The sequence below is a fragment of the Pseudomonas sp. CFBP2511 genome (genome assembly GCF_030209255.1).
In the GTDB taxonomy this organism is placed as follows: domain Bacteria; phylum Pseudomonadota; class Gammaproteobacteria; order Pseudomonadales; family Pseudomonadaceae; genus Aquipseudomonas; species Aquipseudomonas avellanae.
This window is the reverse complement of record NZ_JARVSI010000020.1, coordinates 53,109-73,789: the sequence shown is the minus strand read 5'-3', so window position 1 is coordinate 73,789 and position 20,681 is coordinate 53,109. Positions and strand designations below refer to the sequence as shown.

The following is a 20,681-nucleotide window of genomic DNA, read 5'->3' as shown; positions in this document are numbered from 1 at the left end:
TGCTGAATGATGAAACTTGGAGATCAGTACAGGCGCGTCAGTTCGATCTGAAAAGCGCAAGATTATGGGCGCTGGTCATCGTCACAGCCGATAGATCACGGGGTCTTGTCGCGGCGATCCCAGAACGTTTGCGCTTGCTGGAAAGCGTCTTCGCGCGCGACGCCCAGGCCACGCAGGGCGAGTGCCATGGTCGAGATCAGCGCCAGTTGCGGGTAACTGTCTTCGCTTTCGCCGCGCCACAGGGCCAGCAATTGCTGCGGATCAAGTGTTGCCGGTTTCACATGACGACGCGGCGAAAGCGCCGGCCACTCTTCGTCCCAAGGCTGCCCACCGGTGGTGCCGTACAGGTGGCTGATGGTGTCGGGGTTGATCTCGATTTCGCCGCCGTCACCCTTGACCACAATGGCATTATCGCCCAGCAGGCTGCTGGCATCGCGATGCACGCCCTGATAGCCCGGATGAAAGATGCTTTGCAGGCCGCAACGCGCCTGCAACGGGTTGAGAATGCGTGCCAGCGAATGAATGGGGGAGCGCAGGCCCAGCGTGTTGCGCAGGTCGATCATGCGCTGCAACTGCGGTGCCCAGTCCGCGAGCGGTATGAACGCCAGATTGCCTTGTGCCAGTGCGCTTTCCACCGCTGACCAGTGACGGCACAGAGGAATGTTCAGCAAGCCCAGCAATTGCTCGGTGTACAGGCGGCCAGCGGTGTGAGCGCCGCCGCCGTGCAGGAGGATCTTCACGCCGTTCTGCGCCAGACACTTGGCCGCCAGCAAGTACCACGGCAAGTGACGTTTCTTGCCTGCGTACGTTGGCCAGTCGATATCGACCTGCATGGCCGGGGCATTCAGGCGTTCACGCACCGCTTCGGTAAAGCCCGCCAGTTCCTCGGGGCTTTCTTCCTTGTGGCGCAGCAGCATCAGAAAGGCGCCAAGCTGGGTGTCCTCAACTTTTTCATCGAGCAGCATGCCCATCGCCTCTCGCGCTTCTTCGCGCGTCAGGTTGCGTGCGCCACGTTTGCCTTTGCCCAGAATGCGGACGAAAGGGGCGAAGGGGTGTTCTTCAGGTGTTTCGGTAACCAGCGGGGCGTAGTCGTTCATATGCAATTGGTCGGCTTTGGCAGGCCCGCCAGCTTGGCGGCAAGTTTGGCTGGGGTGCCGTTGAACAAGCGGTTGAGGTGCAGGCTGTTGCCTTTTTCCGTGCCCAGTTTGAGTGCGGTGTATTTGATCAGCGGCCGGGTGGCGGGCGAAAGCTGAAACTCGGCGTAGAAATCCCGAAGTAACAAGAGGATTTCGGTGTGTTCGGCACTCAGCGCGATACCTTCTTCAGTAGCGAGCGCATGAGCAATGTCCATCGACCAGTCGTCGAGGTGCTTGAGAAAGCCGTCCTTGTCCAGTTCAATGCTGCGCCCGTCAATCATCAACTGTTTCATAGCCAGGTGTTGACCTTGTCGAAGCGCAACGAAAGCTCGACGAAAGCCGGGTAGTCGATGCTGTTCACTCCCGCAGGCAGTTGCAGGTCTCGTGCCTTGAGGTCTTCATCAAGGACGAACAGTTTCACCGAGTCGATCAGGGGCTGCAGGTTCTGTCTTTGAGCGCTGGCTGGCATCAACGCATACGCGGCATCGCCGCACAGCAACAGGCCGTCATGTGTGCCCAGCAGGCGCAGGCAGCTTTCCAGACGGGTGTCGGCAAAGGGCGAATGAGAAACAATGTGCAAGGTAGCCATCAGATCGTAATCACCTCGTCGTAACGGTCAAAAAGTGCCGACAAATCGGACCGTGCGGCTAACTGACGGATCTCCTCACTCAGCGCGCTGGCAGGAATGCTGCGTTCTGTCAGGCTTTGCCCGCAGGCGTACAGATCGTCGACACCAAACATCGACAGTGCCTTCAGGTTCGCGGTCAGGTCTTTCTGTTGCAGGGCAGCAGGCACTTGTTGCGGCAGTAACTGAAATACGCCGTCATCCAGAAACAGCAGGCCGACCGGCAGGTCGAACGCACCGCCCGCCAGCGCGATGTCCAGTGCTTCCCGAGCGCCCGGACCTGACCAGGGTGACTGACGGCTGACAATCAATAGTGATCTCGGCATCTCATGGCCCCCCAAAACAGATCAGACGGTCAGCGGATTGCACTGCATCGTGCAATTGACCCAGCCCGGACAATTCCCACGGCGCCAGCAGATTTGCCGCTGGCCGCTGATAACGCTCGGCTTCTTGAGTATCAAGCACGCCGCGACGCAGTGCAGCCGCGATGCACACCACGCCATCAAGGCTGTGCTCGGCGATGAAATCGCGCCACTGCAGCGCCAGATCTTCCTCATCCTGGGGCGTCACGACATTGGCCGACGCGCTGTACACGCCGTCCTGATAAAAAAACAGCCGGACAATCTCATGCCCGCCTGCCAGCACCGCCCTGGCAAACAGCAAGGCCCGTCGCGAGGAGGGCGCATGCGCGGCGGAAAAAAGCGAAATGGCGAATTTCATGATCGGCTCTGCCAATAAAACATGCGCAATGATAAAGAATTCATGTGCGGGCGTGTGGGTTTGGCGAGATGAAGAAGGCGTTCATGCAATGAACGCCCGTTTTTCATGTGCGTGCAAGTCGGTCAGGCTATCTGTTCTACACGACATTTCTGACACAGCGGATAGGTATTCAGGAAAGCGCTGATCTTTTCCTTCATCACCTCGAAGGATGGCCCGTAGAGATAAAGCGCTGTATCGGACGGCCCTTGCCAATAGCTGTAGATCTCGCCATTGCCTTCGATCAAACGGGTGATTTCGTTATGAACGAAAGTGGGTTCGCATTGCTCGTAGACTTCATCCGCCAGATCGGTGCCATTGAGATAAAGGCCCAAGCCCTCCAGGTTGCCGAACCTTGTGACCCCTTCATCCCTATTCCGCCTCAGGGCAGAACCTTTTGGTGTACCCATCGAATTGAATACCCCGATCAGCAGCTCGATATTTTCAGGGGTCGGATTGGACAGCAGCACTTCGATGTCGCAGTAGGCGACCTCACCTTCTTCGGTTGTGCCCGTTCCGCCTCCGCAAACCTCCCCTAAACCATGATTGCGTAGCACTTCGTCCAGGGGGTCTTCAAAAAGCTCACCTCTGTGCACGGGCTGCAAGCGGGCATTGAGTGTCACAACAAGCACTTCTGGTTCTAGCGGTTCTGGTTTGAGCACGTCAGTCTGCATCTTATTTCCTCGGGCGTAATCGTCAGTGCCTTGGCCCGGCACGTATGAATTAAAAGCATGAGTTCTTGGGGGAATGTCGCGAGTCAGATTACACGTTTCAAAAACAATCGGCGTTGCATGAACGGCCCGATCAATGCGCAGATGTGCAGATGTCTTGACGGTATTGATAACAAATAAACATCAATCGATGAAAACATAGCACTTATCGTTTCAAAGTGTGTCCGGCAGACTCCTCGATCACAAGCGCTGACAAGCACTCTAACAAGATCGCTGGAGAACACCCATGAATGGCTCATCCCCTCATAAAGCTGCGTCCGCCCGGTCTCGGGCCGGAGCAGTGTTTCGCGTCACGTCAGGCAATTTCCTCGAACAATTCGATTTCTTCCTGTTCGGCTTCTACGCCACCCAAATCGCCTCGGCCTTCTTTCCCGCGACCAGCGACTTCGCCTCGTTGATGATGACCTTTGCGGTCTTTGGCGCGGGTTTCCTGATGCGCCCCTTGGGTGCGGTGATTCTTGGCGCTTATATAGACGACGTCGGCCGCCGCAAAGGCTTGATCGTGACCCTGTCGATCATGGCCAGTGGCACGCTGCTCATTGTGCTGGTGCCCGGCTACGCGACTATCGGGCTCTGGGCACCGGCACTGGTCTTGCTGGGGCGCCTGCTGCAGGGGTTCTCTGCCGGAGCCGAGCTGGGCGGGGTGTCGGTGTATCTGGCCGAAATGGCCACGCCGGGTCGCAAAGGCTTCTATACCAGCTGGCAATCCGGCAGTCAGCAGGTGGCGATCATTGTCGCGGCTGCGCTGGGTTACGCCCTCAACCAGTGGATGGCCCCTGCTGCGGTGGCTAACTGGGGATGGAGAATTCCATTCGCCATCGGTTGCCTGATCATCCCGTTTATTTTCCTGCTGCGTCGCAGCCTTCAGGAAACCGAAGAGTTCGCCACCCGCTCACACCGCCCGAGCATGCGCGAGGTCTTCGCGACCCTGTTGCAGAACTGGCGTGTGGTCATCGCCGGGATGCTGATGGTTGCCATGACGACTACCACGTTTTACCTGATCACCATCTATGCGCCGACCTTTGGCAAAACCGTGCTGAACCTGAGTACCGCCGATGCTCTGCTGGTGACCTTGCTGGTCGGCGTGTCCAATTTTATCTGGCTGCCCATCGGCGGCATGCTGAGCGACCGTTTCGGGCGCAAGCCGCTGCTGGTGGCAATGACCTTGCTGACCATCATCAGTGCTTATCCGGCGCTGTCGTTTCTCGCTCAGGCGCCCAGCTTCAGCCATATGCTGGAAGTGTTGCTGTGGTTCTCGTGCCTCTACGGCTTGTACAACGGCGCGATGATCCCTGCGCTGACTGAAATCATGCCGGTGGAGGTTCGCGTTGCCGGTTTTTCCCTGGCCTACAGCCTGGCGACCGCGGTTTTCGGTGGCTTCACTCCGGCCATATCCACATGGCTGATCCACCTGACCGGCGACAAGGCTGCGCCTGCGTACTGGATGACTTTCGCTGCGGTGTGCGCCCTGGGCGCGACACTGGTGCTGTACCGGCACATTTCAGCTCGCCCGCAATTGGCCGTGTAATCAAGGAACATGAACATGAACTCATCGCGTAAACATCAACTGGCTGTGCTTTTTCTAGGCTGCGTCGCCGTGAGCGCTGCGGCTCAGGCCGAACAACTCAAGGTCATGACGTCCGGCGGGTTTACCGCTGCGTACAAGTTGCTCGGGCCGCAATATGCGGCGTCTTCCGGGGATTCACTGGACACCATTCTCGGCCCGTCGATGGGCAAAGCGCCTGAGGCCATTCCCAATCGCCTGGCCAGTGGTGAGCATGCCGACGTGGTGATCATGGTCGGCTATGCGCTGGACGACCTGATCAAACAGGGCAAGGTAGACCCCGCATCGCGTGTCGAACTGGCCGATTCGCGTATCGGAATGGTCGTGAAACAGGGCGCTGCCAAGCCTGCTATCGGCACCGACAGCGAGCTGAAAGATACGCTGCTCAGGGCCAGGTCGGTCGCGTATTCGGACAGCGCCAGTGGCGTGTACGTCGAAAAAGAGCTCTTTAAAAAGCTGGGCATTCAGCAAGAACTCGCGCCCAAGAGCAAGATGATCGAGCGCATTCCGGTGGCCTCGGTGGTTGCCAAAGGCGATTACGAAGTGGGCTTTCAGCAGGTTGCCGAGTTGCTGCCGGTTCCCGGCGTGACCTTCGTGGCGAAGATTCCCGAAGACGTTCAATCGGTCACTCGTTACGCCGCAGGCATACCGGTCAACGCCGAGCACCCGAAACAGGCGAAGGCTTTGCTCGATTACCTGGCATCCCCAAAGGCGCAGGCCACCGTGCAGGAAACCGGGCTGGACTCAGTTCCCCGCTGACCGGAACGGCATTTTCCGGACCAGTTGCTCCAGCTCCAGGGCCGCAGGTGTGAGCGTGCGGCCGCGACGCTTGATCAACCCGACGTTGCGGATTACCTCAGGTTCAACCAATGGGACGCTCACCAGAAACGGGTGAGCGGTCATTGGCATGGCAATCGAGGGTACCGCCGCCACGCCAAGCCCCGCTTCAACAAGACCGATCATCGTGGTGACGTGCCGTGTTTCGCAGATACTTTCCTTGTGCGGTCGTGATCGTGCCAGCGCCTGATCCAGCACCAGCCGGTTGCCCGAGGTGATGTCCAGCGCGATGTAATCGTGGCTGTACATCTCTTCCCAACTGACACTTTCGCGAATCGCCAGCGAATGATCCCGGCGGCACGCCATCACGTAGCGCTCCTGCAAAAGCAGTTCAAAATCCACTTCCGGCGCCAGGTTGCCGCTGAAACTCACCCCGAAATCGGCTTCGCCAAGGGCAACGGCACTGTTGACCTCGTTGGCGCTGGCGTCCAGCACCTTGACCCTGATCTTCGGGTAATCCTCGCGAAAGGCGCTGATCACCTGCGGCATGAAGTAGTACGCCGCCGAGGGCACGCAAGCAATCGTGACGCTGCCCATCCGCGTGGAGCCGACTTCGCCGATCGTCATCAGAGCAATGTCCAGGTCATCCAGTATTCGTTCGACCTGCGGCAGAAATGCGCGGCCTACAGTGGTCAGGCTGACCTTGCGAGTGGTGCGCTCGAACAGCTTCACATTCAGCGCCGATTCAAGTTTTTCTATGCGGCGGCTGAGCGCTGGCTGGGTGATCCGCACTGATTCCGCAGCCTTGCGAAAACTGCCGTTTTCGACAACGGCACGAAAGGCTTGCAGATCGTTGAGATCAAAGTTGATAGACATTGCGTGGCCAGTGGATTGATACGGTGTGGGCATCAATTTATCAGGTCGGGCCGGGCGGCTCGTCAGGGACGCACGGGGAGGGGGGCTCGCAAAACTCAGGGCCAAACCCCAGAAACGACAAAGCCCTGAATAATCAGGGCTTTGCGCTACCAAATATGGCGGAGGCATAGAGATTCGAACTCTAGGACCTGTTACAGTCGGCAGTTTTCAAGACTGCTGCCTTAAACCACTCGGCCATACCTCCACTACGTTGCGGGCGCCATAATACCGGAATGAAACAAGCTGTCAAACTCTGTGACTAGCCAGTTGCGGCGGCTCTGTTATGATCTTTGCAACTCAACATTTCAACAGGAAGGAGTTTCGCCATGCGCGAACAGGATTACAGCCTTAAAACCGGCATGCAGGCCGACCAGCTCGAGGTTAGTCGTGTCCTGCGCAATACTTATGGTCTTCTTGCTCTGACGCTGGCTTTCAGCGGTGTCATGGCGTTTGTCGCGCAGCAGATGCGCGTCGGCTACCCGAACATTTTCGTGGTGCTGATCGGCTTCTACGGTCTGTTTTTCCTGACCAACAAGCTGCGTGATTCGGTCTGGGGCCTGGTTTCTACCTTTGCCCTGACAGGTTTCATGGGTTTCCTGCTGGGCCCGATCCTCAACCGTTATCTGGGCATGGCCGGTGGCGCTGAAGTCGTCAGTTCCGCATTTGCGATGACCGCACTGGTTTTCGGCGGTCTGTCGGCCTACGTGTTGATCACCCGCAAGGACATGAGCTTCCTGGGTGGCTTCATCACCGCAGGCTTCTTCGTGCTGCTTGGCGCGGTAGTGGCCAGCATGTTCTTCCAGATCAGCGGCCTGCAACTCGCGATCAGCGCAGGTTTCGTACTGTTCTCGTCGGTCTGCATTCTGTTCCAGACCAGCGCGATCATTCAGGGTGGCGAGCGTAACTACATCATGGCAACCGTCAGCCTGTATGTGTCGATCTACAACCTGTTCATCAGCCTGTTGCAGATCTTCGGCATCATGAGCCGCGACGACTGATCCACACGATCAAGGTGGCCTGAACGTTCAGGCCACCTCGCTGCACGCAAAAGCCCCGAATTTTCGGGGCTTTTGCTTTTCTGTGTTTTGAACGACGTCAGATCTTTCGGTGCTGGCGTTATGCCGGTCTTTCAGCGTGTTTGCGAAGGCGACAGGGTCAACCTGACGATGCCCGTTTCGTCCTGCCTGAGGCACCGAATTTTTTGACCGATCAGTCATTTTTATCAAGATTGTTACAGTTTTATCAGCCGCTTATCGTTTTTCTATTATCACTGAAAAAAATACCAGGCTATTCCCCAATGCCTGTAGGCACTTTCCTACTTTAGGCCAATTGACATCATCCAGGAGGGGTGGACACATTTTTTCAAGATGTGTCAGTTTTGTTACGCAACACATGGCGAGTGACAGGATTTTCTCGCTGTAGGTGGAGTCCTGTCACACCTAAATTCGTTCTATCAGCAATACAAGGAAGTGTCATGACGAAAGTCAAAGAAAATGCTGCAATTCAACTCTCCGCCGCTACCAGCACCTCATTCGATCAGATCAATACGTTTGCGCACGAGTATGACCGTGGAGGTAACCTCACGATCAACGGCAAGCCTTCGTACTCGGTCGATCAGGCTGCTAATTTCATTCTTCGCGATGACCACGCCTGGTCGGACCGCGACGGTAACGGCACCATCAACCTCACGTACACATTCCTGACGGCCAAACCTGCCGGGTTCGACAATTCTCTGGGGACTTTCAGTGCGTTCAATGCGCAACAGAAAGCCCAAGCGGTATTGTCGATGCAATCCTGGGCAGACGTTGCCAAGGTCAGCTTTACCCAAGCGGCTTCCGGCGGCGACGGGCATATGACCTTTGGTAACTACAGTGATGGCAGCAATGGCGGGTCGGCGTTTGCCTACCTGCCGAGCGGCGGCCGTACAGATGGTCAGTCCTGGTACCTGATCAGCGATTCTTACCGGCAAAACGTCTCCCCGGACAACGGTAACTATGGTCGTCAGACCCTGACCCACGAAATCGGCCACACCCTGGGCCTGTCTCACCCTGGCGACTACAACGCTGGTGACGGCAACCCGACCTACAAGGACGCAACCTACGCAGAAGACACGCGCGGCTACAGCGTCATGAGCTACTGGAGTGAGTCCAATACCGACCAGAACTTCGTCAAGGGCGGCGCTCCGTCGTATTCCTCGGCACCGTTGCTGGACGATATTGCGGCTGTTCAGCAACTCTACGGCGCGAACCTGAGCACGCGGGCCACTGATACGGTCTACGGCTTCAACTCCACTGCCGGGCGCGATTTCTACAGCGCCACATCCGCCTCTTCCAAGGTGGTGTTTTCGGTGTGGGATGGCGGGGGCAAGGATACCCTCGACTTCTCCGGCTTCACCCAGAACCAGAAAATCAACCTGAACGCGGCCTCGTTCTCTGACGTCGGCGGCATGGTGGGTAACGTCTCCATTGCCAAGGGCGTTGTGGTGGAAAACGCAATTGGGGGTTCGGGCAACGATCTGTTGATCGGCAATGCTGCCGCCAACGACCTCAAAGGCGGTGCCGGCAACGACATCATCTACGGGGGTGGCGGCGCAGACAGCCTCACCGGCGGCGCAGGCGCAGACATTTTCGTGTTTGGCGCCAGTTCCGATTCCAACCGTGCCGCTCAGGACACGATTCGCGATTTTGTCAGCGGTCAGGACAAGATCGACGTATCGGCTATCTCCACGCTGAGCGCGTTGCAGTTCGTCAACGCCTTCAGCGGTCATGCTGGCGAAGCGATCCTGAACTACAACCAGAGCAGCAACCTGGGTAGCCTGGCGATCGACTTCACCGGTCAGGGCGCTGGGGACTTTCTGGTGGGAACTGTTGGTCAAGCATTTGCCACTGATATCGTGGTTTAATCTGTAACAATCATGGGCGACTCTCAGCAGCCGCCCATGATCTGGAATGTACCCCCATCATGAATATCAATTACTTTGTTCGAATCGTGCCAGTTGCCGTTGTGCTGCTGGTGGGGATTTCCGGAGCAAGCATGGCCATGAGTTTAAAACTGCCCAACCCTGCCGAACTCAGCGGTCAATGGCGACTTTCTCTTCAGGGGAAGGCGGACGATGCCTGTGAGCTGCAACTGAATACCGAAGCACCACAACTGACCGGTGATGTGGCCTGCGCTGCAAAATGGTTGCATGAACCACCTGCCGGCTGGTTTCCGACGCCGGATGGTCTGGCGCTCATTGACAACCAGGGCAATCGGCTGATTCACCTCAACAGGATGGACGAGCAGACCTATGAGGCACGCCTGCCCGGCGGAGAATTACTGATCCTTGGACGGTTCGCCGATTAAGCGTTTCATGGACCTGAGCGCGTTATTTGATAAACACCATGGATTTCATCCGTCGCAAGCAAGACCATCAAGGAACAACCATGAGTGCGTTGCCCCATAGCGCCCAGCCACCGCTCTACAAAGCGCTGGCAGACTACAAGAGCGCGTTGATCGGTGTGGGTTGTTTTACCGCGCTGATCAACGTGTTGATGCTCGCTCCATCGATTTACATGTTGCAGGTCTATGACCGCGTATTGACCTCACAGAACCAGACCACACTGGCCATGCTGACCCTGATGGTGGTCGGGTTCTTCGCCTTTATCGGCGTGCTGGAGATGATTCGCAGCTTTGTGGTGATCCGCATCGGCAGCGAGTTGGAGCGACGTTTCAACTTGCGCGTTTATCAAGCCGCGTTCGAGAGCAACCTGCATGCCGGGCAGCGCCAGGCCGGACAGGCGCTGGGCGACCTGTCCTTCATCCGGCAGTTTCTCACCGGCCCTGCGTTGTTCGCGTTCTTCGACGCCCCCTGGTTTCCCGTCTACCTGGCGGTCATTTTTCTTTTCGACCCCTGGCTTGGCGTGCTGGCCAGTGTTGGTACGGTGTTGCTGGTAGGGCTGGCCTGTCTGAATGAGTGGCTGACCCGCAAACCGCTGGCCGAGGCCAGTGGCTATTCGCAGCAGTCGTCGCAACTGGCGACCCGTCATCTGCAGCAGGCCGAGGCCATTCAGGCGATGGGCATGCTCGAAGCGTTGCGTCGTCGCTGGTTCAATGTGCACGGGCGCTTTCTGGCCCTGCAGAACCGCGCCAGCGACACCGGAGCGGTGATCAGTTCGATCAGCAAGGCGCTGCGCCTGTGCCTGCAATCACTGGTGTTGGGGCTGGGAGCGTTGCTGGTGATTCGTGGCGACATGACCGCAGGTATGATGATCGCCGGCTCCATTCTGATGGGGCGGGTACTCAGCCCTATCGATCAACTGATTGCAGTCTGGAAACAATGGAGTTCTGCACGTCTGGCCTATGGGCGTCTGGACCAGTTGCTCAAGACCTACGCGGAGCCCGTGCCGCGCATGGCGCTGCCCACGCCGCGTGGTCAGATCAGTGCGGAGCAGGTCAGCGCTGCGCCTCCGGGTCGAACCTCGCCTACGGTTCAGCAGGTGAGCTTCCAGTTGCAGGCAGGGGAGGTGCTCGGCGTGCTGGGCGCATCGGGTTCCGGCAAATCGACCCTGGCCCGGGTGCTGGTCGGGGTATGGCCCGCACTGGGCGGAACGGTGCGTCTGGACGGAGCCGACATGCACCGTCTGGACCGTGAGGCGCTGGGGCCACACATTGGTTATCTGCCGCAGGACATCGAACTGTTTGGCGGCAGCGTGGCAGAAAACATCGCGCGCTTTCGCGAGGGCGACGCGAGCGCGGTGGTGGCGGCTGCGCAACTGGCGGGTGTGCATGAACTGATCCTGCGCCTGCCGCAAGGTTATGACACGCGGCTGGGCGATGATGGCGGCGGTTTGTCCGGCGGTCAGAAACAGCGCGTTGCGTTGGCCCGCGCCTTGTACGGCGACCCCAAACTGGTGGTGCTCGATGAGCCCAACTCCAATCTGGACGCCGCCGGCGAAGCGGCCCTGACCCAGGCAATGGGTGAACTCAAGGCGCGTGGATGCACCGTTGTGCTCGTCACTCACCGCACCCAGTCCTTGAGTCAGACCGATTGCCTGCTGGTGCTGAGCGAAGGTCGCATGCAGGCATTCGGCCCTACGGCTCAGGTGCTGCAAGCCTTGTCCGGCCAGGCATCTTCCGGGCAAGCGTCCACCACGCAAGCAGCACAACCGCAACCCCGCTCGGTACCTGCCGGGCTCTCCATGAGCCGTCAGTACGGCAACCAGAACAGGCAGTCCGACGTATGAACAGCCCTCTCGACACTCATTACGCCGTGCCAGGCAAGGAGCGCGGGGTGCAGTTTTTCGTGCGCGCCGGCTGGATCCTCATGCTCGCGGGGGCGGGCAGTTTCTTTCTCTGGGCCAGTCTGGCGCCACTTGATCAGGGCATTGCCGTGCAGGGCACGGTGGTGGTTTCGGGCAAACGCAAGGCCGTGCAGTCGCTCGACGGTGGCGTGGTGAGCAAGATTCTCGTCAGCGAAGGCCAACTGGTCAAAGAAGGCGAGCCGCTGTTTCGTCTTGATCAGACGCAGGTCCAGGCGGATGTGCAATCGCTGGGCGCTCAATACCGCATGGCCTGGGCCAGCCTGGCCCGCTGGCAAAGCGAGCGCGACAATCTGGATGAGGTGCGCTTCCCCGCAGAACTGATCGCCGCCGGGCAGGGCCAGAATCCTGACCCGCGTCTGGCCCTGGTGCTTGAGGGGCAGCGCCAGTTGTTCAGCAGCCGTCGTCAGGCACTGGCGCGCGAGCAATCCGGTTTGCAGGCGAGCATTGAAGGTGCCGGGCTGCAACTCGCCGGCATGCGTCGCGCGCGTTCGGACCTATTGGCCCAGGCCGACTCATTGCGTCAGCAACTGCGTAACCTGGAACCTCTGGCGCAAAACGGCTTCATTCCGGGCAACCGCCTGCTGGAGTTCCAGCGCCAGTTGTCTCAAGTGCAGCAGAGCCTGGCGCAGAACGCAGGCGAAACCGGGCGCATAGAGCAGGGCATCGTCGAATCGCGGCTGCGCCTTCAGCAGCAGCGCGAGGAATACCAGAAAGAGGTGCGCAGCCAATGGGCCGATGCCCAGGTCAAGGCGCTTACCCTTGAGCAGCAACTGGCGTCGGCAGGTTTCAGTCTGCAGCACAGCGCCATTCTTGCGCCTGCCGATGGCATCGCTGTGAACATGGGCGTGCACACCGAAGGCGCTGTGGTGCGGGCCGGTGAAACCTTGCTGGAGATCGTTCCGCAAGGCACCCGACTGGAAGTCGAAGGGCGTTTGCCGGTGCAGTTGATCGACAAGGTCGCCAGCCATTTGCCGGTCGACATCCTCTTTACCGCGTTCAATCAGAGCCGCACACCTCGGGTGGCCGGCGAAGTGAGCCTGATTTCCGCCGACCAGATGCAGGATGAAAAAACCGGTCAGCCGTATTACGTACTGCGTACCTCGGTGGGTGATGCCGCACTGGAAAAACTTCACGGTCTGGTGATCAAGCCGGGCATGCCCGCTGAAATGTTCGTGCGCACGGGTGAACGTTCGCTGCTCAACTACCTGTTCAAACCTTTGCTGGACCGTGCCGGCTCCGCGTTGACGGAGGAATAGGATGATGCGTTATCCTCTGAAAGCCGCTTTGCTGACGGCCATCCTGCTCGGTACAGCGCCGTTGAGTCATGCGATGGGACCGTTTCAGGTCTACGAGCTGGCGCTGCGCAATGATCCGACCTACCTCGGCGCACTCAAGGAACGCGATGCGGGCCTTGAGAACCGGATCATTGGTCGCGCCGGCCTGTTGCCTCGCGTGTCGTACAACTACAACAAAGGGCGCAACGATTCAAAAGCCACCCTTAAAGGTGGCCGCGAAGACACCACGGATCATCGCCACTACAACAGCTTTGGTTCAAGCCTGACGATCCAGCAGCCGTTGATTGATTACGAGGCCTACGCCAATTACCGCAAGGGCCTGGCTCAGGCACTGTTTGCCGACGAGACCTTTCGCAGCAAGAGTCAGGAATTGCTGGTGCGGGTGCTGACCCTTTACACCCAGGCACTGTTTGCTCAGGACCAGATCAGCATCGCGCGCGCCAAACAGCAGGCGTTCGAGCGCCAGTTTGCGCAGAACCGGCAGATGTTCCAGCAAGGCGAGGGCACCCGTACCGACATTCTGGAAGCTGAATCTCGCAACGAGCTGGCGATTGCCGAGCAGATCGAAGCCAGCGACGAACAGGACGCTGCCTTGCGTGAACTGGCAGCGTTGCTGGGCGAGCCGGGTATCGATGTTGCGCAACTGGACCCTTTGAAGGACAGTTTTCAGGCGTTGGTACTGGCACCTTCAAGTTTCACCGAGTGGCATGCGCTGGCCGCGGCCAATAGCCCGATACTTGCGTCGCAGCGTCAGGCAGTGGAGGTGGCGCGCTATGACGTGGAGCGCAATCGCGCCGGTCATCTGCCGACGGTGAATGCCTTCGCGAGCATTCGCCAGAACGAGTCGGACAGCGGCAACACCTACAATCAGCGTTACGACACTAACACCGTGGGCATCGAGGTCAGTCTGCCGCTGTACGCCGGTGGCGGCACCAGTGCTTCGGTGCGTCAGGCCAACAGTAAGCGTGAACAGGCTGAATACGAGCTGGAAGGCAAGACCCGTGAAACCCTGATCGAGCTGCGTCGCCAGTTCAACGCCTGCGCGTCCGGGGTGAGCAAGCTGCGCGCTTATCAGAAAGCGTTGGTGTCGGCGCAGGCGCTGGTCGAATCGACACGCCAGAGCATTCTGGGTGGCGAGCGCATCAGCCTGGATGCGCTCAACGCCGAGCAGCAGCTCTACAGCACCCGGCGCGATCTGGCGAAAGCCCGTTACGATTATTTGATGGCGTGGATCAAACTGCATTACTACGCCGGTACGTTGCGCGACACCGATCTGGCGCGCATCGACGAGGCCTTCGTGCTGGCGCGCGATGGCCGTGATCGGCAGCGGTAATTAAACAGGGGCGCTGAACCGTGCGAGCGAGAAGGCTGAAAGATCTACATCGCTCTTGCCGTGAATACAGCGTTGCGCGAGGGCCAGCCCCAGCCCGGCTGAATGCTTGAAACCGTGACCGGAGCACGCCGATACGACGGTCACGTTTTTCAGGTGCGGGTGTTCATCAATGATGAAGTGGTAGTCGGGCGTGACGGTGTAGGCGCACACCGAGGATTTGACGACATGCGGGCTAAGGCCTGCAATTTTGCCCTTTATCTGGGTGTCGAACATGTCCTGCTCCTCGCTCGCGGTAACGGTGCGGTCCAGCGTGCTCGGCGCTGAGTCCTCAATGTATTGCTCGGTGGCGACCTTCATGCTGTTTTCGCCGGGCAGAGGCGGGAAGCCGTAACTCACGTCAGCATCACCGGGCCCGTGAATCATGATGAAGCTGGGCGAGCGCGGAGAAAATACCGCGTCTTGCTGTCGTTCGAACCAGAACAGCTTTTGCCGGCACACCCTCAACAGGTCACTGAAAGGTGCACCCAGCAGCTCCGTCGACCACATGCCGGCACTGACCACGACCTTGTCGGCGATTATCGAGCCTTTGTCGGTGGTAATGCGCACCTGTTCGCCGTACGGCTGTAAATGCGTGACGGTCTCGTGGGTCAGCAGCCGTGCGCCGTGTTGCGCTGCCAGCCTGAGCTGAACGCCGATGCAGCGTTCTGGCCGAACAAAACCGCCCTCGGGTTCAAAGTAGCCAATGGCCGTGTCCAGCACCGGTGCGAACTGCGGAAAACGCTCGCGAATGGCGGTAGCCATCAGCACCTGATGCTCCACGCCATAGGCGCGTGCCAGCGCGATGGTCTTGTGGATGAAGTCGTCAGCGTCCGCTGCGTCATAGCTCGGGCTGGAGGTCATCACCAGCACGCCGCACTGCTCGAACAGCGATTCGCCGCTCAGTGCCTCGAGTTCGCGCCAGATGCTGTGTGAACTGCGTACCAGCGGCAGGTATTGCGGGCCTTCGCCAACCGACAGTCGTGTGATGCGGGTATCGCCGTGGCTGGAGCCAAACGTGTGCGGCGGTTCATGGCGGTCGATACCTATGACATCAACGCCTGTCCTGGCCAATTGATAGGCCGTGGCAGCGCCTATGGCTCCCAGGCCGAGCACGGCTACTTTACAACGTTGATCCATGTGCGCTACGCCTCGAAAAATCGTCTATTTCACGCTCGACAGCCAGCCGAATCAATGACCAATGCTGCATAAGGTTATACCGAGTCTTGATATGACTGTCGCGCCGATGCTCTGCGTCCGATCTTGAGTGTGCAGCTTGCTCGGCGTCCTGCCTCGCATCCCCTGGATCAGTGTCAGGGCTCAGCCGTCACTTACGTCGCAATCTGCGTCGTCAGTGCCATCGTGATAAAGAGCGCTTTCGTTCATGTGCAGTGACTAAGAGCAAGGCATGCCGTACCGCACGGAGCGTAGAAGCGGACTTATGTGTAACGGTGAAGGCCGAGGCCTGGGCCACTATGGGTGCCACCCCGTTCGGATTTTTGCAGAACCGCCAAAATTTGCGCTTGCGCTGCTCAGGGTTTTTAAGGTCCGAAATCGATGAAAAGTTGTCCACGGAAATCGTGGGTATGTCTGTGGGTAACTTTTTGAAACCCTTGTTCTACGTGGCCTGTAGCGTTGTGGTTATTTTATGAACAGCTCATGTTTTGCACTTTCATGGTGCTGTAATCCGAGCAGAAAACCGCCTCGCCATAAGCGACTTCAGGCACAAAAGAGAAATATTTTTCAAAAAAAACGCGACCCTTATGGGGTCGCGCTGCTGTGTTGCCGGTTCAGCTGTTCATCATCACGCGACAGGCTGATCGCTCCACTCGCCATTGACCAGGCGACGCAAGCCCAGCGGGTTGGCGTTCTGCAGGGCAGGTGGCAATTGGCTGTCGGCCAGGTTCTGGTAGCAGACCGGGCGCAGGAAGCGATCGATGGCCAGGGTGCCGACCGACGTGCCGCGTGCATCCGACGTTGCCGGGTATGGGCCGCCGTGGACCATGGCTTCACAGACTTCAACACCGGTCGGGTAGCCGTTGAACAGGATACGGCCGACTTTTTCTTCCAGGATCGGTTGCAGCCAGCTGTATTGGCTGAGGTCTGCAGGTTCGCCGATCACAGTAGCAGTCAACTGCCCGCGCAAGGCTTGCAGGGCGTCTTTCAATTGCGCATCGTCGGCGACTTCGATCACCAGAGTGGTCGGGCCGAAAACTTCCTCCTGCAACAACTGATCGCCATTCAACAACAGGCTGACATCGGCCTTGAACAGTTGGGCCTGAGCCTGTTTGCCTTCCTGTGGCTTGCCGGCCAGGTGAGTGACGCCAGGATGCGCCAGCAGGTGCTCGACGCCTTTGCTGTAGCTGCGCAGGCCACCCGCGTTGAGCATGGTTTGCGGTGCCTGAGCGCCCATCTGTTCGGTCAGTTGCTCCAGAAACGCCGAGAACGCTGGCGAGCGCAGGCCGATGACCACGCCCGGGTTGGTGCAGAACTGGCCGGCACCCATCACCACCGAGCCGGCCAATTCCTTGGCCACGGTTTCGCCGCGCGCCTGCAAAGCGCCAGGCAGCAGCACGACCGGGTTGATGCTCGACATCTCGGCAAATACCGGGATCGGTTGCGGGCGTTCGGCAGCCATTTTGCACAGCGCATTGCCGCCGTTCAGCGAGCCGGTGAAGCCAACGGCCTGAATGGCCGGGTGCTTGACCAGACCTTCGCCAACGCCGTTGCCGAAAATCATGTTGAACACGCCTTTGGGCATGTGCGTGCGCTCGGCGGCGCGGATGATTGCGCTGGCCACCAGATCGGCAGTCGCCATGTGACCGCTGTGCGCCTTGAAGACTACCGGGCAACCGGCTGCCAGTGCAGCGGCGGTGTCGCCACCTGCGGTGGAAAAGGCCAACGGGAAGTTGCTTGCACCGAACACGGCAACCGGGCCGACGCCAATGCGGTACTGACGCAGGTCAACCCGTGGCAGCGGCTTGCGGTCCGGCAGGGCGAGGTCGATGCGCGCACCGACGAAGTCACCGCGACGCAGGACTTTGGAAAACAGACGCATCTGCCCGCTGGTACGCCCGCGCTCACCCTGGATGCGCGCCTGTGGCAGGGCGGTTTCCTGGCAGACGATGGCGACGAAGTCGTCGCCCAACTGGTCAAGTTCATCGGCGATGGCGTCGAGGAAGTCCGCGCGGCGGGCCGGGCTCAGTTGGCGGAATTCAGGAAAGGCGGCTTTGGCGGCCAGCGCGGCGGCGTCGATTTCGCCGTCGGTGGCCTGGTGAAAGCTGTAAGGCAATTCTTCACCCGTGGTGGCATCCAGGCTCTTCTGCAGGCTTTGGCCCAGGGCACTGCGGCCGCCTGCGATGAAGTTCTGGCCGAGAATGTTTGGCATCGGTATCTCCTGTTGTTTGATGTTGGAGGCGGGCGCCGAAGGGATCCGGACCGTGCGCTCCTTATGGGTTGCCGAGTTGCTTTGCGGGGTGGCACTGGTGCGGCGTTTAAAAGCAGGCCGGCAATCATGACGCGTGAATCGGTGGGCAGTCATCGTACAACTTGATTCGCTGCTGACGCAACTGCCAGACAGCGTTTAGCCTTTATGTCGCCACTGCTGTTTATAGCGCATCGGTGATTGTGTGTGGAAACGATCGGCCCCTCAATCTAAGCGTGTCTTCATGACCCTTTGAGGTGCTGCAGCGCATCCAGCACCTGGCGCAGCGCGTTGTTGACTGGCTTGTCCTGCCGTAACGCAATGCCCAGCGTACGGCTCAGCCCCGGTGCCAGAGGCTGAACATACAAGCCGCGCCGATGGTGCGGCGCGGCAACGGCCATGCGCGGCACAATGCTGTAGCCCAGCCCCGCAGCGACCATTTCCTTGATTGCCTCGATGCTGCCCAGTTCCATCACCGGCTTGATGCGAATCCCGGCCTGCGAGAACCACTCATTGATTAGCAGGCGCGTGCTGCTCCCGGCCTCGAACACCACCAGCGGCAGTTCGCTGAGGTGCTCGGGCGTCATGTCCACGGGCATCGGTTGCTGGCTGTTGGCGAAAATCGCCACGAAGGCGTCTTCAAGCAATGGCTTGATGTGCAAGCTGCGGCCGCCGGCGGGCAGGGTGACCAGCGCAAGGTCAAGGCGGTTTTCTTCTACAGCCTTGATAATGCTGTCGGTGTTGCCGGTGCTGACCCGCACCTCCAGCTCGGGAAAGCGCCGACGCAGCGCTTGCAACATGGGCGGCAGCAGATGAATGCAGGCCGTCGCGCCGGTGCCGATGGCCACTTGCCCGGCAACACCGCTGGCGTGACTGGACAGCTCCAGCAGGGCGTCCTCGACCACGGCGTCAATGCGCGCGATATGTTCCAGCAGTGTGTTGCCCGCCGAGGTGGGCTTTAGGCGTTTACCAACGCGCTCAATCAGTTTCAGGTTCAAGCGGGTTTCCAGCTGGCGCACCTGCAAACTGACCGCCGGTTGGGTCAGGTGCAGGTGCTCTGCGGCTGCGGAAAAGCTGCCATGCGCGATGACCAGCGAGAACGTGTGCAGGTGATTGAGGTTCAGTCGTTGCATGGCAAAGTATTTCTTATGCTGTGGATGATAAATCATAGCTTTTTTAATGTTATTGCGAGCGGCATGATTGCAGTCATCTACTGACACCTGCACAAGAGCCCCGCCATGACCCCGACCCTAACCCTAACCCTGCGAGATGCTCGCGACGATGATATGCCTGCCGTCCAGGCGATTTATGCAGGCCACGTTCTGCACGGCATTTCCAGTTTCGAGCTGGAACCGCCCACGCTCGCCGAACTGCTTGAGCGTCGTTCACAGGTACTTGCCAAAGGTCTGCCGTATCTGGTCGCCGAGCGCGCAAAGGAAGTGGTCGGCTATGGCTACGTCACTCCGTATCGGCCTCGTGCGGCCTATCGCTTTACCGTGGAAGATTCGGTGTATGTACGCGACGGCATGGGCGGGCTGGGCATCGGTCAGGCACTGCTGAGCGAGCTGATAAAACGTTGCGAGACAGGCGGCTGGCGGCAGATGATCGCGGTGATCGGCAACAGTGAAAACATCGCCTCGTTGCGTTTGCACGAACGCTTGGGGTTTGGTCGGGTCGGCGTCTTTGAATCTGTAGGATTCAAGCACGGCCGCTGGGTAGACACTGTGCTCATGCAGCGAGCGCTGGGCGACGGCTCGGCCAGCGCGCCAGCCGACCTGGCCTGACGGCTGTGGGCCGCGCGGGCTTGCCAAGGTTTATGCCTGGGTGGCGCTGCGGGCCAGTCTGCCGTTTGCGCTGTTTGGCCCTCGACACTATGCACGCCTGCAGGGCCGGCTGCTGGCGCCTGGCTTTCTGCTGTCTGCCGCCGCGCCATGGTTTTTCGCCTGGGTACGGGAACGTTACGCTGATCGCGGGCTGTTGGGGCTGTCGTTGAGCCTCAGTGTGGTGCTGGTGATAGTTGCACTGTTGCTCCAGCGCTATTGTGAAAAATCCAGAAATTGTCCGACAATCAAGGTTCAATAGCGTTGCCAGCGGCGGCCCGAATGGTTAGGGTACGCGGCTGTTCAAGAAGGAGCCTGATATGACCCGGTACGAACCCACGGAAACGGGTACGCCAGTCACCCGACAGCGACGCGCGCCCAAGGGCGAGAAGCGTCGCGAAGAATTGCTCGATGCCGCGTTGCAGGTGTTTTCCCTTGAGGGTTATACCGGCGCATCGGTGGCCAAAGTGGCGGCGATCGTCGGTATTTCGGTGGCGGGGCTGCTGCATCACTTTCCCAGCAAGATCTCGCTGTTGATGGGTGTGCTGGAGCGGCGTGATGAGGTCAATGGCCGGATTGCCGCCCAAGTGCGTACCGACAACACCTTGACCGGTCTGCTCGGTGGCCTGCGCGCGATCAATCGCTCCAATGCCACGGCGCCTGGTGTGGTGCGTGCCTTTTCGATTCTCAACGCCGAAAGCCTGGTCGACAGCCAGCCCGCGTATGAATGGTTTCAGACGCGCTATGAGCGCATTCATGCGCACTTGCTCGGGCAGTTTTCAGGTTTGGTGGAGCGGGGAGAAGTACGGGCGGATGTGGATCTGGACAAGGTGGTCCAGCAGCTTCTGGCCATGATGGATGGCTTGCAGATTCAGTGGTTACGCTTTCCCGATCAAGTCGATCTGATCGAATGTTTCGATGCCTACATTGCGCAGGTCGATGCAACGGTAAGGGCTCGTCCCTGAG

General features: G+C 59.2%; 20 protein-coding genes, 1 tRNA gene and 1 pseudogene. 11 read left to right on the top strand and 11 right to left on the bottom strand.

Going from position 1 to position 20,681, the window contains the following annotated elements:
- Positions 1–95: 95 nt before the first annotated feature.
- From QRN38_RS16940 to QRN38_RS16915, 6 genes are all read right to left on the bottom strand, one after another.
- Positions 96–1,097: a glycosyl transferase family protein gene (locus tag QRN38_RS16940; RefSeq protein ID WP_057417640.1), complete on the bottom strand. Its 1,002-nt coding sequence runs from the start codon at positions 1,095–1,097 to the stop codon at positions 96–98.
- Positions 1,094–1,429 (bottom strand): TusE/DsrC/DsvC family sulfur relay protein, encoded by a 336-nt coding sequence (locus QRN38_RS16935; protein WP_005767383.1) that lies wholly within the window; start codon positions 1,427–1,429, stop codon positions 1,094–1,096. The genes QRN38_RS16940 and QRN38_RS16935 overlap by 4 nt, the downstream gene beginning before the upstream one ends.
- Positions 1,426–1,725: a sulfurtransferase complex subunit TusB gene (gene tusB / locus QRN38_RS16930; protein WP_057417641.1), complete on the bottom strand. Its 300-nt coding sequence runs from the start codon at positions 1,723–1,725 to the stop codon at positions 1,426–1,428. Before tusB ends, QRN38_RS16935 begins: the two co-directional genes overlap by 4 nt.
- On the bottom strand, positions 1,725–2,087 hold the full coding sequence (gene tusC, locus QRN38_RS16925) for a sulfurtransferase complex subunit TusC (protein ID WP_007246041.1): 363 nt from the start codon (positions 2,085–2,087) through the stop codon (positions 1,725–1,727). Before tusC ends, tusB begins: the two co-directional genes overlap by 1 nt.
- 1 nt (position 2,088) lies before the next feature.
- A complete protein-coding gene (tusD, locus tag QRN38_RS16920; RefSeq protein WP_005767378.1) occupies positions 2,089–2,481 on the bottom strand; it encodes a sulfurtransferase complex subunit TusD in 393 nt (130 codons plus the stop codon).
- 122 nt (positions 2,482–2,603) lie between these two features.
- Positions 2,604–3,191: a hypothetical protein gene (locus QRN38_RS16915; protein ID WP_007246043.1), complete on the bottom strand. Its 588-nt coding sequence runs from the start codon at positions 3,189–3,191 to the stop codon at positions 2,604–2,606.
- A gap of 283 nt (positions 3,192–3,474) precedes the next feature.
- Here QRN38_RS16915 and QRN38_RS16910 point away from each other — a divergent pair, with 283 nt between their 5' ends.
- A complete protein-coding gene (locus tag QRN38_RS16910) occupies positions 3,475–4,776 on the top strand; it encodes an MFS transporter (protein WP_057417642.1) in 1,302 nt (433 codons plus the stop codon).
- Between the two features lie 15 nt (positions 4,777–4,791).
- Entirely contained in the window at positions 4,792–5,571 is a 780-nt protein-coding gene (locus tag QRN38_RS16905) for a substrate-binding domain-containing protein (RefSeq protein ID WP_057417643.1), read from the top strand.
- Here the strand turns inward: QRN38_RS16905 and QRN38_RS16900 are convergent.
- Both QRN38_RS16900 and QRN38_RS16895 read right to left on the bottom strand, forming a co-directional pair.
- On the bottom strand, positions 5,557–6,465 hold the full coding sequence (locus QRN38_RS16900; protein WP_007246046.1) for a LysR family transcriptional regulator: 909 nt from the start codon (positions 6,463–6,465) through the stop codon (positions 5,557–5,559). The two genes, QRN38_RS16905 and QRN38_RS16900, sit on opposite strands and share 15 nt — an antisense overlap.
- Before the next feature lie 156 nt (positions 6,466–6,621).
- A tRNA-Ser gene (locus tag QRN38_RS16895) sits at positions 6,622–6,709 on the bottom strand.
- 121 nt (positions 6,710–6,830) lie between these two features.
- Here QRN38_RS16895 and QRN38_RS16890 point away from each other — a divergent pair.
- The 6 genes from QRN38_RS16890 to QRN38_RS16865 all read left to right on the top strand — a co-directional run bounded on the left by QRN38_RS16890 (position 6,831) and on the right by QRN38_RS16865 (position 14,435).
- A complete protein-coding gene (locus QRN38_RS16890; protein WP_002553978.1) occupies positions 6,831–7,502 on the top strand; it encodes a Bax inhibitor-1/YccA family protein in 672 nt (223 codons plus the stop codon).
- Positions 7,503–7,978: 476 nt separating this feature from the next.
- The gene (locus QRN38_RS16885; protein ID WP_054090602.1) at positions 7,979–9,406 is read left to right on the top strand and encodes a serralysin family metalloprotease; all 1,428 of its coding nucleotides are present in this window, start codon (positions 7,979–7,981) and stop codon (positions 9,404–9,406) included.
- A 59-nt stretch (positions 9,407–9,465) separates the two neighbouring features.
- On the top strand, positions 9,466–9,849 hold the full coding sequence (locus QRN38_RS16880) for a protease inhibitor Inh/omp19 family protein (protein ID WP_081025328.1): 384 nt from the start codon (positions 9,466–9,468) through the stop codon (positions 9,847–9,849).
- An 80-nt stretch (positions 9,850–9,929) separates the two neighbouring features.
- Complete coding sequence (locus QRN38_RS16875) at positions 9,930–11,729, top strand: type I secretion system permease/ATPase (protein WP_057417791.1); 1,800 nt, start codon at positions 9,930–9,932, stop codon at positions 11,727–11,729.
- Complete coding sequence (locus tag QRN38_RS16870; RefSeq protein ID WP_054090601.1) at positions 11,726–13,063, top strand: HlyD family type I secretion periplasmic adaptor subunit; 1,338 nt, start codon at positions 11,726–11,728, stop codon at positions 13,061–13,063. The genes QRN38_RS16875 and QRN38_RS16870 overlap by 4 nt, the downstream gene beginning before the upstream one ends.
- 1 nt (position 13,064) lies before the next feature.
- Positions 13,065–14,435 (top strand): TolC family outer membrane protein, encoded by a 1,371-nt coding sequence (locus QRN38_RS16865; protein ID WP_007246049.1) that lies wholly within the window; start codon positions 13,065–13,067, stop codon positions 14,433–14,435.
- On the opposite strand, the gene solA is transcribed toward QRN38_RS16865, so the two are convergent.
- The 3 genes from solA to QRN38_RS16850 form a co-directional block, all read right to left on the bottom strand.
- Complete coding sequence (gene solA, locus QRN38_RS16860) at positions 14,436–15,611, bottom strand: N-methyl-L-tryptophan oxidase (RefSeq protein ID WP_057417790.1); 1,176 nt, start codon at positions 15,609–15,611, stop codon at positions 14,436–14,438.
- A 664-nt stretch (positions 15,612–16,275) separates the two neighbouring features.
- Positions 16,276–17,859 (bottom strand): aldehyde dehydrogenase (NADP(+)), encoded by a 1,584-nt coding sequence (locus QRN38_RS16855; protein ID WP_005767359.1) that lies wholly within the window; start codon positions 17,857–17,859, stop codon positions 16,276–16,278.
- A gap of 278 nt (positions 17,860–18,137) precedes the next feature.
- Positions 18,138–19,028 (bottom strand): LysR family transcriptional regulator, encoded by an 891-nt coding sequence (locus QRN38_RS16850; protein ID WP_024666361.1) that lies wholly within the window; start codon positions 19,026–19,028, stop codon positions 18,138–18,140.
- Positions 19,029–19,133: 105 nt separating this feature from the next.
- Between QRN38_RS16850 and QRN38_RS16845 the strand changes: the two genes are divergently transcribed.
- The 3 genes and pseudogenes from QRN38_RS16845 (at position 19,134) to QRN38_RS16835 (ending at position 20,680) form a co-directional block, all read left to right on the top strand.
- Entirely contained in the window at positions 19,134–19,679 is a 546-nt protein-coding gene (locus QRN38_RS16845) for a GNAT family N-acetyltransferase (protein ID WP_057417789.1), read from the top strand.
- Positions 19,680–19,725: 46 nt separating this feature from the next.
- A pseudogene (locus QRN38_RS16840) lies at positions 19,726–19,977 on the top strand (hypothetical protein); the annotation flags it as partial.
- Between the two features lie 58 nt (positions 19,978–20,035).
- Positions 20,036–20,680, top strand: a complete 645-nt coding sequence (locus QRN38_RS16835) for a TetR/AcrR family transcriptional regulator (protein ID WP_005767352.1) — start codon at positions 20,036–20,038, stop codon at positions 20,678–20,680.
- Position 20,681 lies beyond the last annotated feature (1 nt).

What these genes read in the sequence shown, in the direction of transcription:
- QRN38_RS16855 (WP_005767359.1), bottom strand. Translation starts at nt 17,859, where the DNA reads ATGCCAAACATTCTCGGCCAGAACTTCATCGCAGGCGGCCGCAGTGCC.
- QRN38_RS16835 (WP_005767352.1), top strand. Translation starts at nt 20,036, where the DNA reads ATGACCCGGTACGAACCCACGGAAACGGGTACGCCAGTCACCCGACAG.
- tusD (WP_005767378.1), bottom strand. Translation starts at nt 2,481, where the DNA reads ATGAAATTCGCCATTTCGCTTTTTTCCGCCGCGCATGCGCCCTCCTCG.
- solA (WP_057417790.1), bottom strand. Translation starts at nt 15,611, where the DNA reads ATGGATCAACGTTGTAAAGTAGCCGTGCTCGGCCTGGGAGCCATAGGC.
- QRN38_RS16850 (WP_024666361.1), bottom strand. Translation starts at nt 19,028, where the DNA reads ATGCAACGACTGAACCTCAATCACCTGCACACGTTCTCGCTGGTCATC.
- QRN38_RS16845 (WP_057417789.1), top strand. Translation starts at nt 19,134, where the DNA reads ATGACCCCGACCCTAACCCTAACCCTGCGAGATGCTCGCGACGATGAT.
- QRN38_RS16865 (WP_007246049.1), top strand. Translation starts at nt 13,065, where the DNA reads ATGATGCGTTATCCTCTGAAAGCCGCTTTGCTGACGGCCATCCTGCTC.
- QRN38_RS16880 (WP_081025328.1), top strand. Translation starts at nt 9,466, where the DNA reads ATGAATATCAATTACTTTGTTCGAATCGTGCCAGTTGCCGTTGTGCTG.
- QRN38_RS16905 (WP_057417643.1), top strand. Translation starts at nt 4,792, where the DNA reads ATGAACTCATCGCGTAAACATCAACTGGCTGTGCTTTTTCTAGGCTGC.
- QRN38_RS16915 (WP_007246043.1), bottom strand. Translation starts at nt 3,191, where the DNA reads ATGCAGACTGACGTGCTCAAACCAGAACCGCTAGAACCAGAAGTGCTT.
- QRN38_RS16890 (WP_002553978.1), top strand. Translation starts at nt 6,831, where the DNA reads ATGCGCGAACAGGATTACAGCCTTAAAACCGGCATGCAGGCCGACCAG.
- QRN38_RS16875 (WP_057417791.1), top strand. Translation starts at nt 9,930, where the DNA reads ATGAGTGCGTTGCCCCATAGCGCCCAGCCACCGCTCTACAAAGCGCTG.
- QRN38_RS16885 (WP_054090602.1), top strand. Translation starts at nt 7,979, where the DNA reads ATGACGAAAGTCAAAGAAAATGCTGCAATTCAACTCTCCGCCGCTACC.
- QRN38_RS16935 (WP_005767383.1), bottom strand. Translation starts at nt 1,429, where the DNA reads ATGAAACAGTTGATGATTGACGGGCGCAGCATTGAACTGGACAAGGAC.
- QRN38_RS16940 (WP_057417640.1), bottom strand. Translation starts at nt 1,097, where the DNA reads ATGAACGACTACGCCCCGCTGGTTACCGAAACACCTGAAGAACACCCC.
- QRN38_RS16870 (WP_054090601.1), top strand. Translation starts at nt 11,726, where the DNA reads ATGAACAGCCCTCTCGACACTCATTACGCCGTGCCAGGCAAGGAGCGC.
- tusB (WP_057417641.1), bottom strand. Translation starts at nt 1,725, where the DNA reads ATGGCTACCTTGCACATTGTTTCTCATTCGCCCTTTGCCGACACCCGT.
- tusC (WP_007246041.1), bottom strand. Translation starts at nt 2,087, where the DNA reads ATGCCGAGATCACTATTGATTGTCAGCCGTCAGTCACCCTGGTCAGGT.
- QRN38_RS16910 (WP_057417642.1), top strand. Translation starts at nt 3,475, where the DNA reads ATGAATGGCTCATCCCCTCATAAAGCTGCGTCCGCCCGGTCTCGGGCC.
- QRN38_RS16900 (WP_007246046.1), bottom strand. Translation starts at nt 6,465, where the DNA reads ATGTCTATCAACTTTGATCTCAACGATCTGCAAGCCTTTCGTGCCGTT.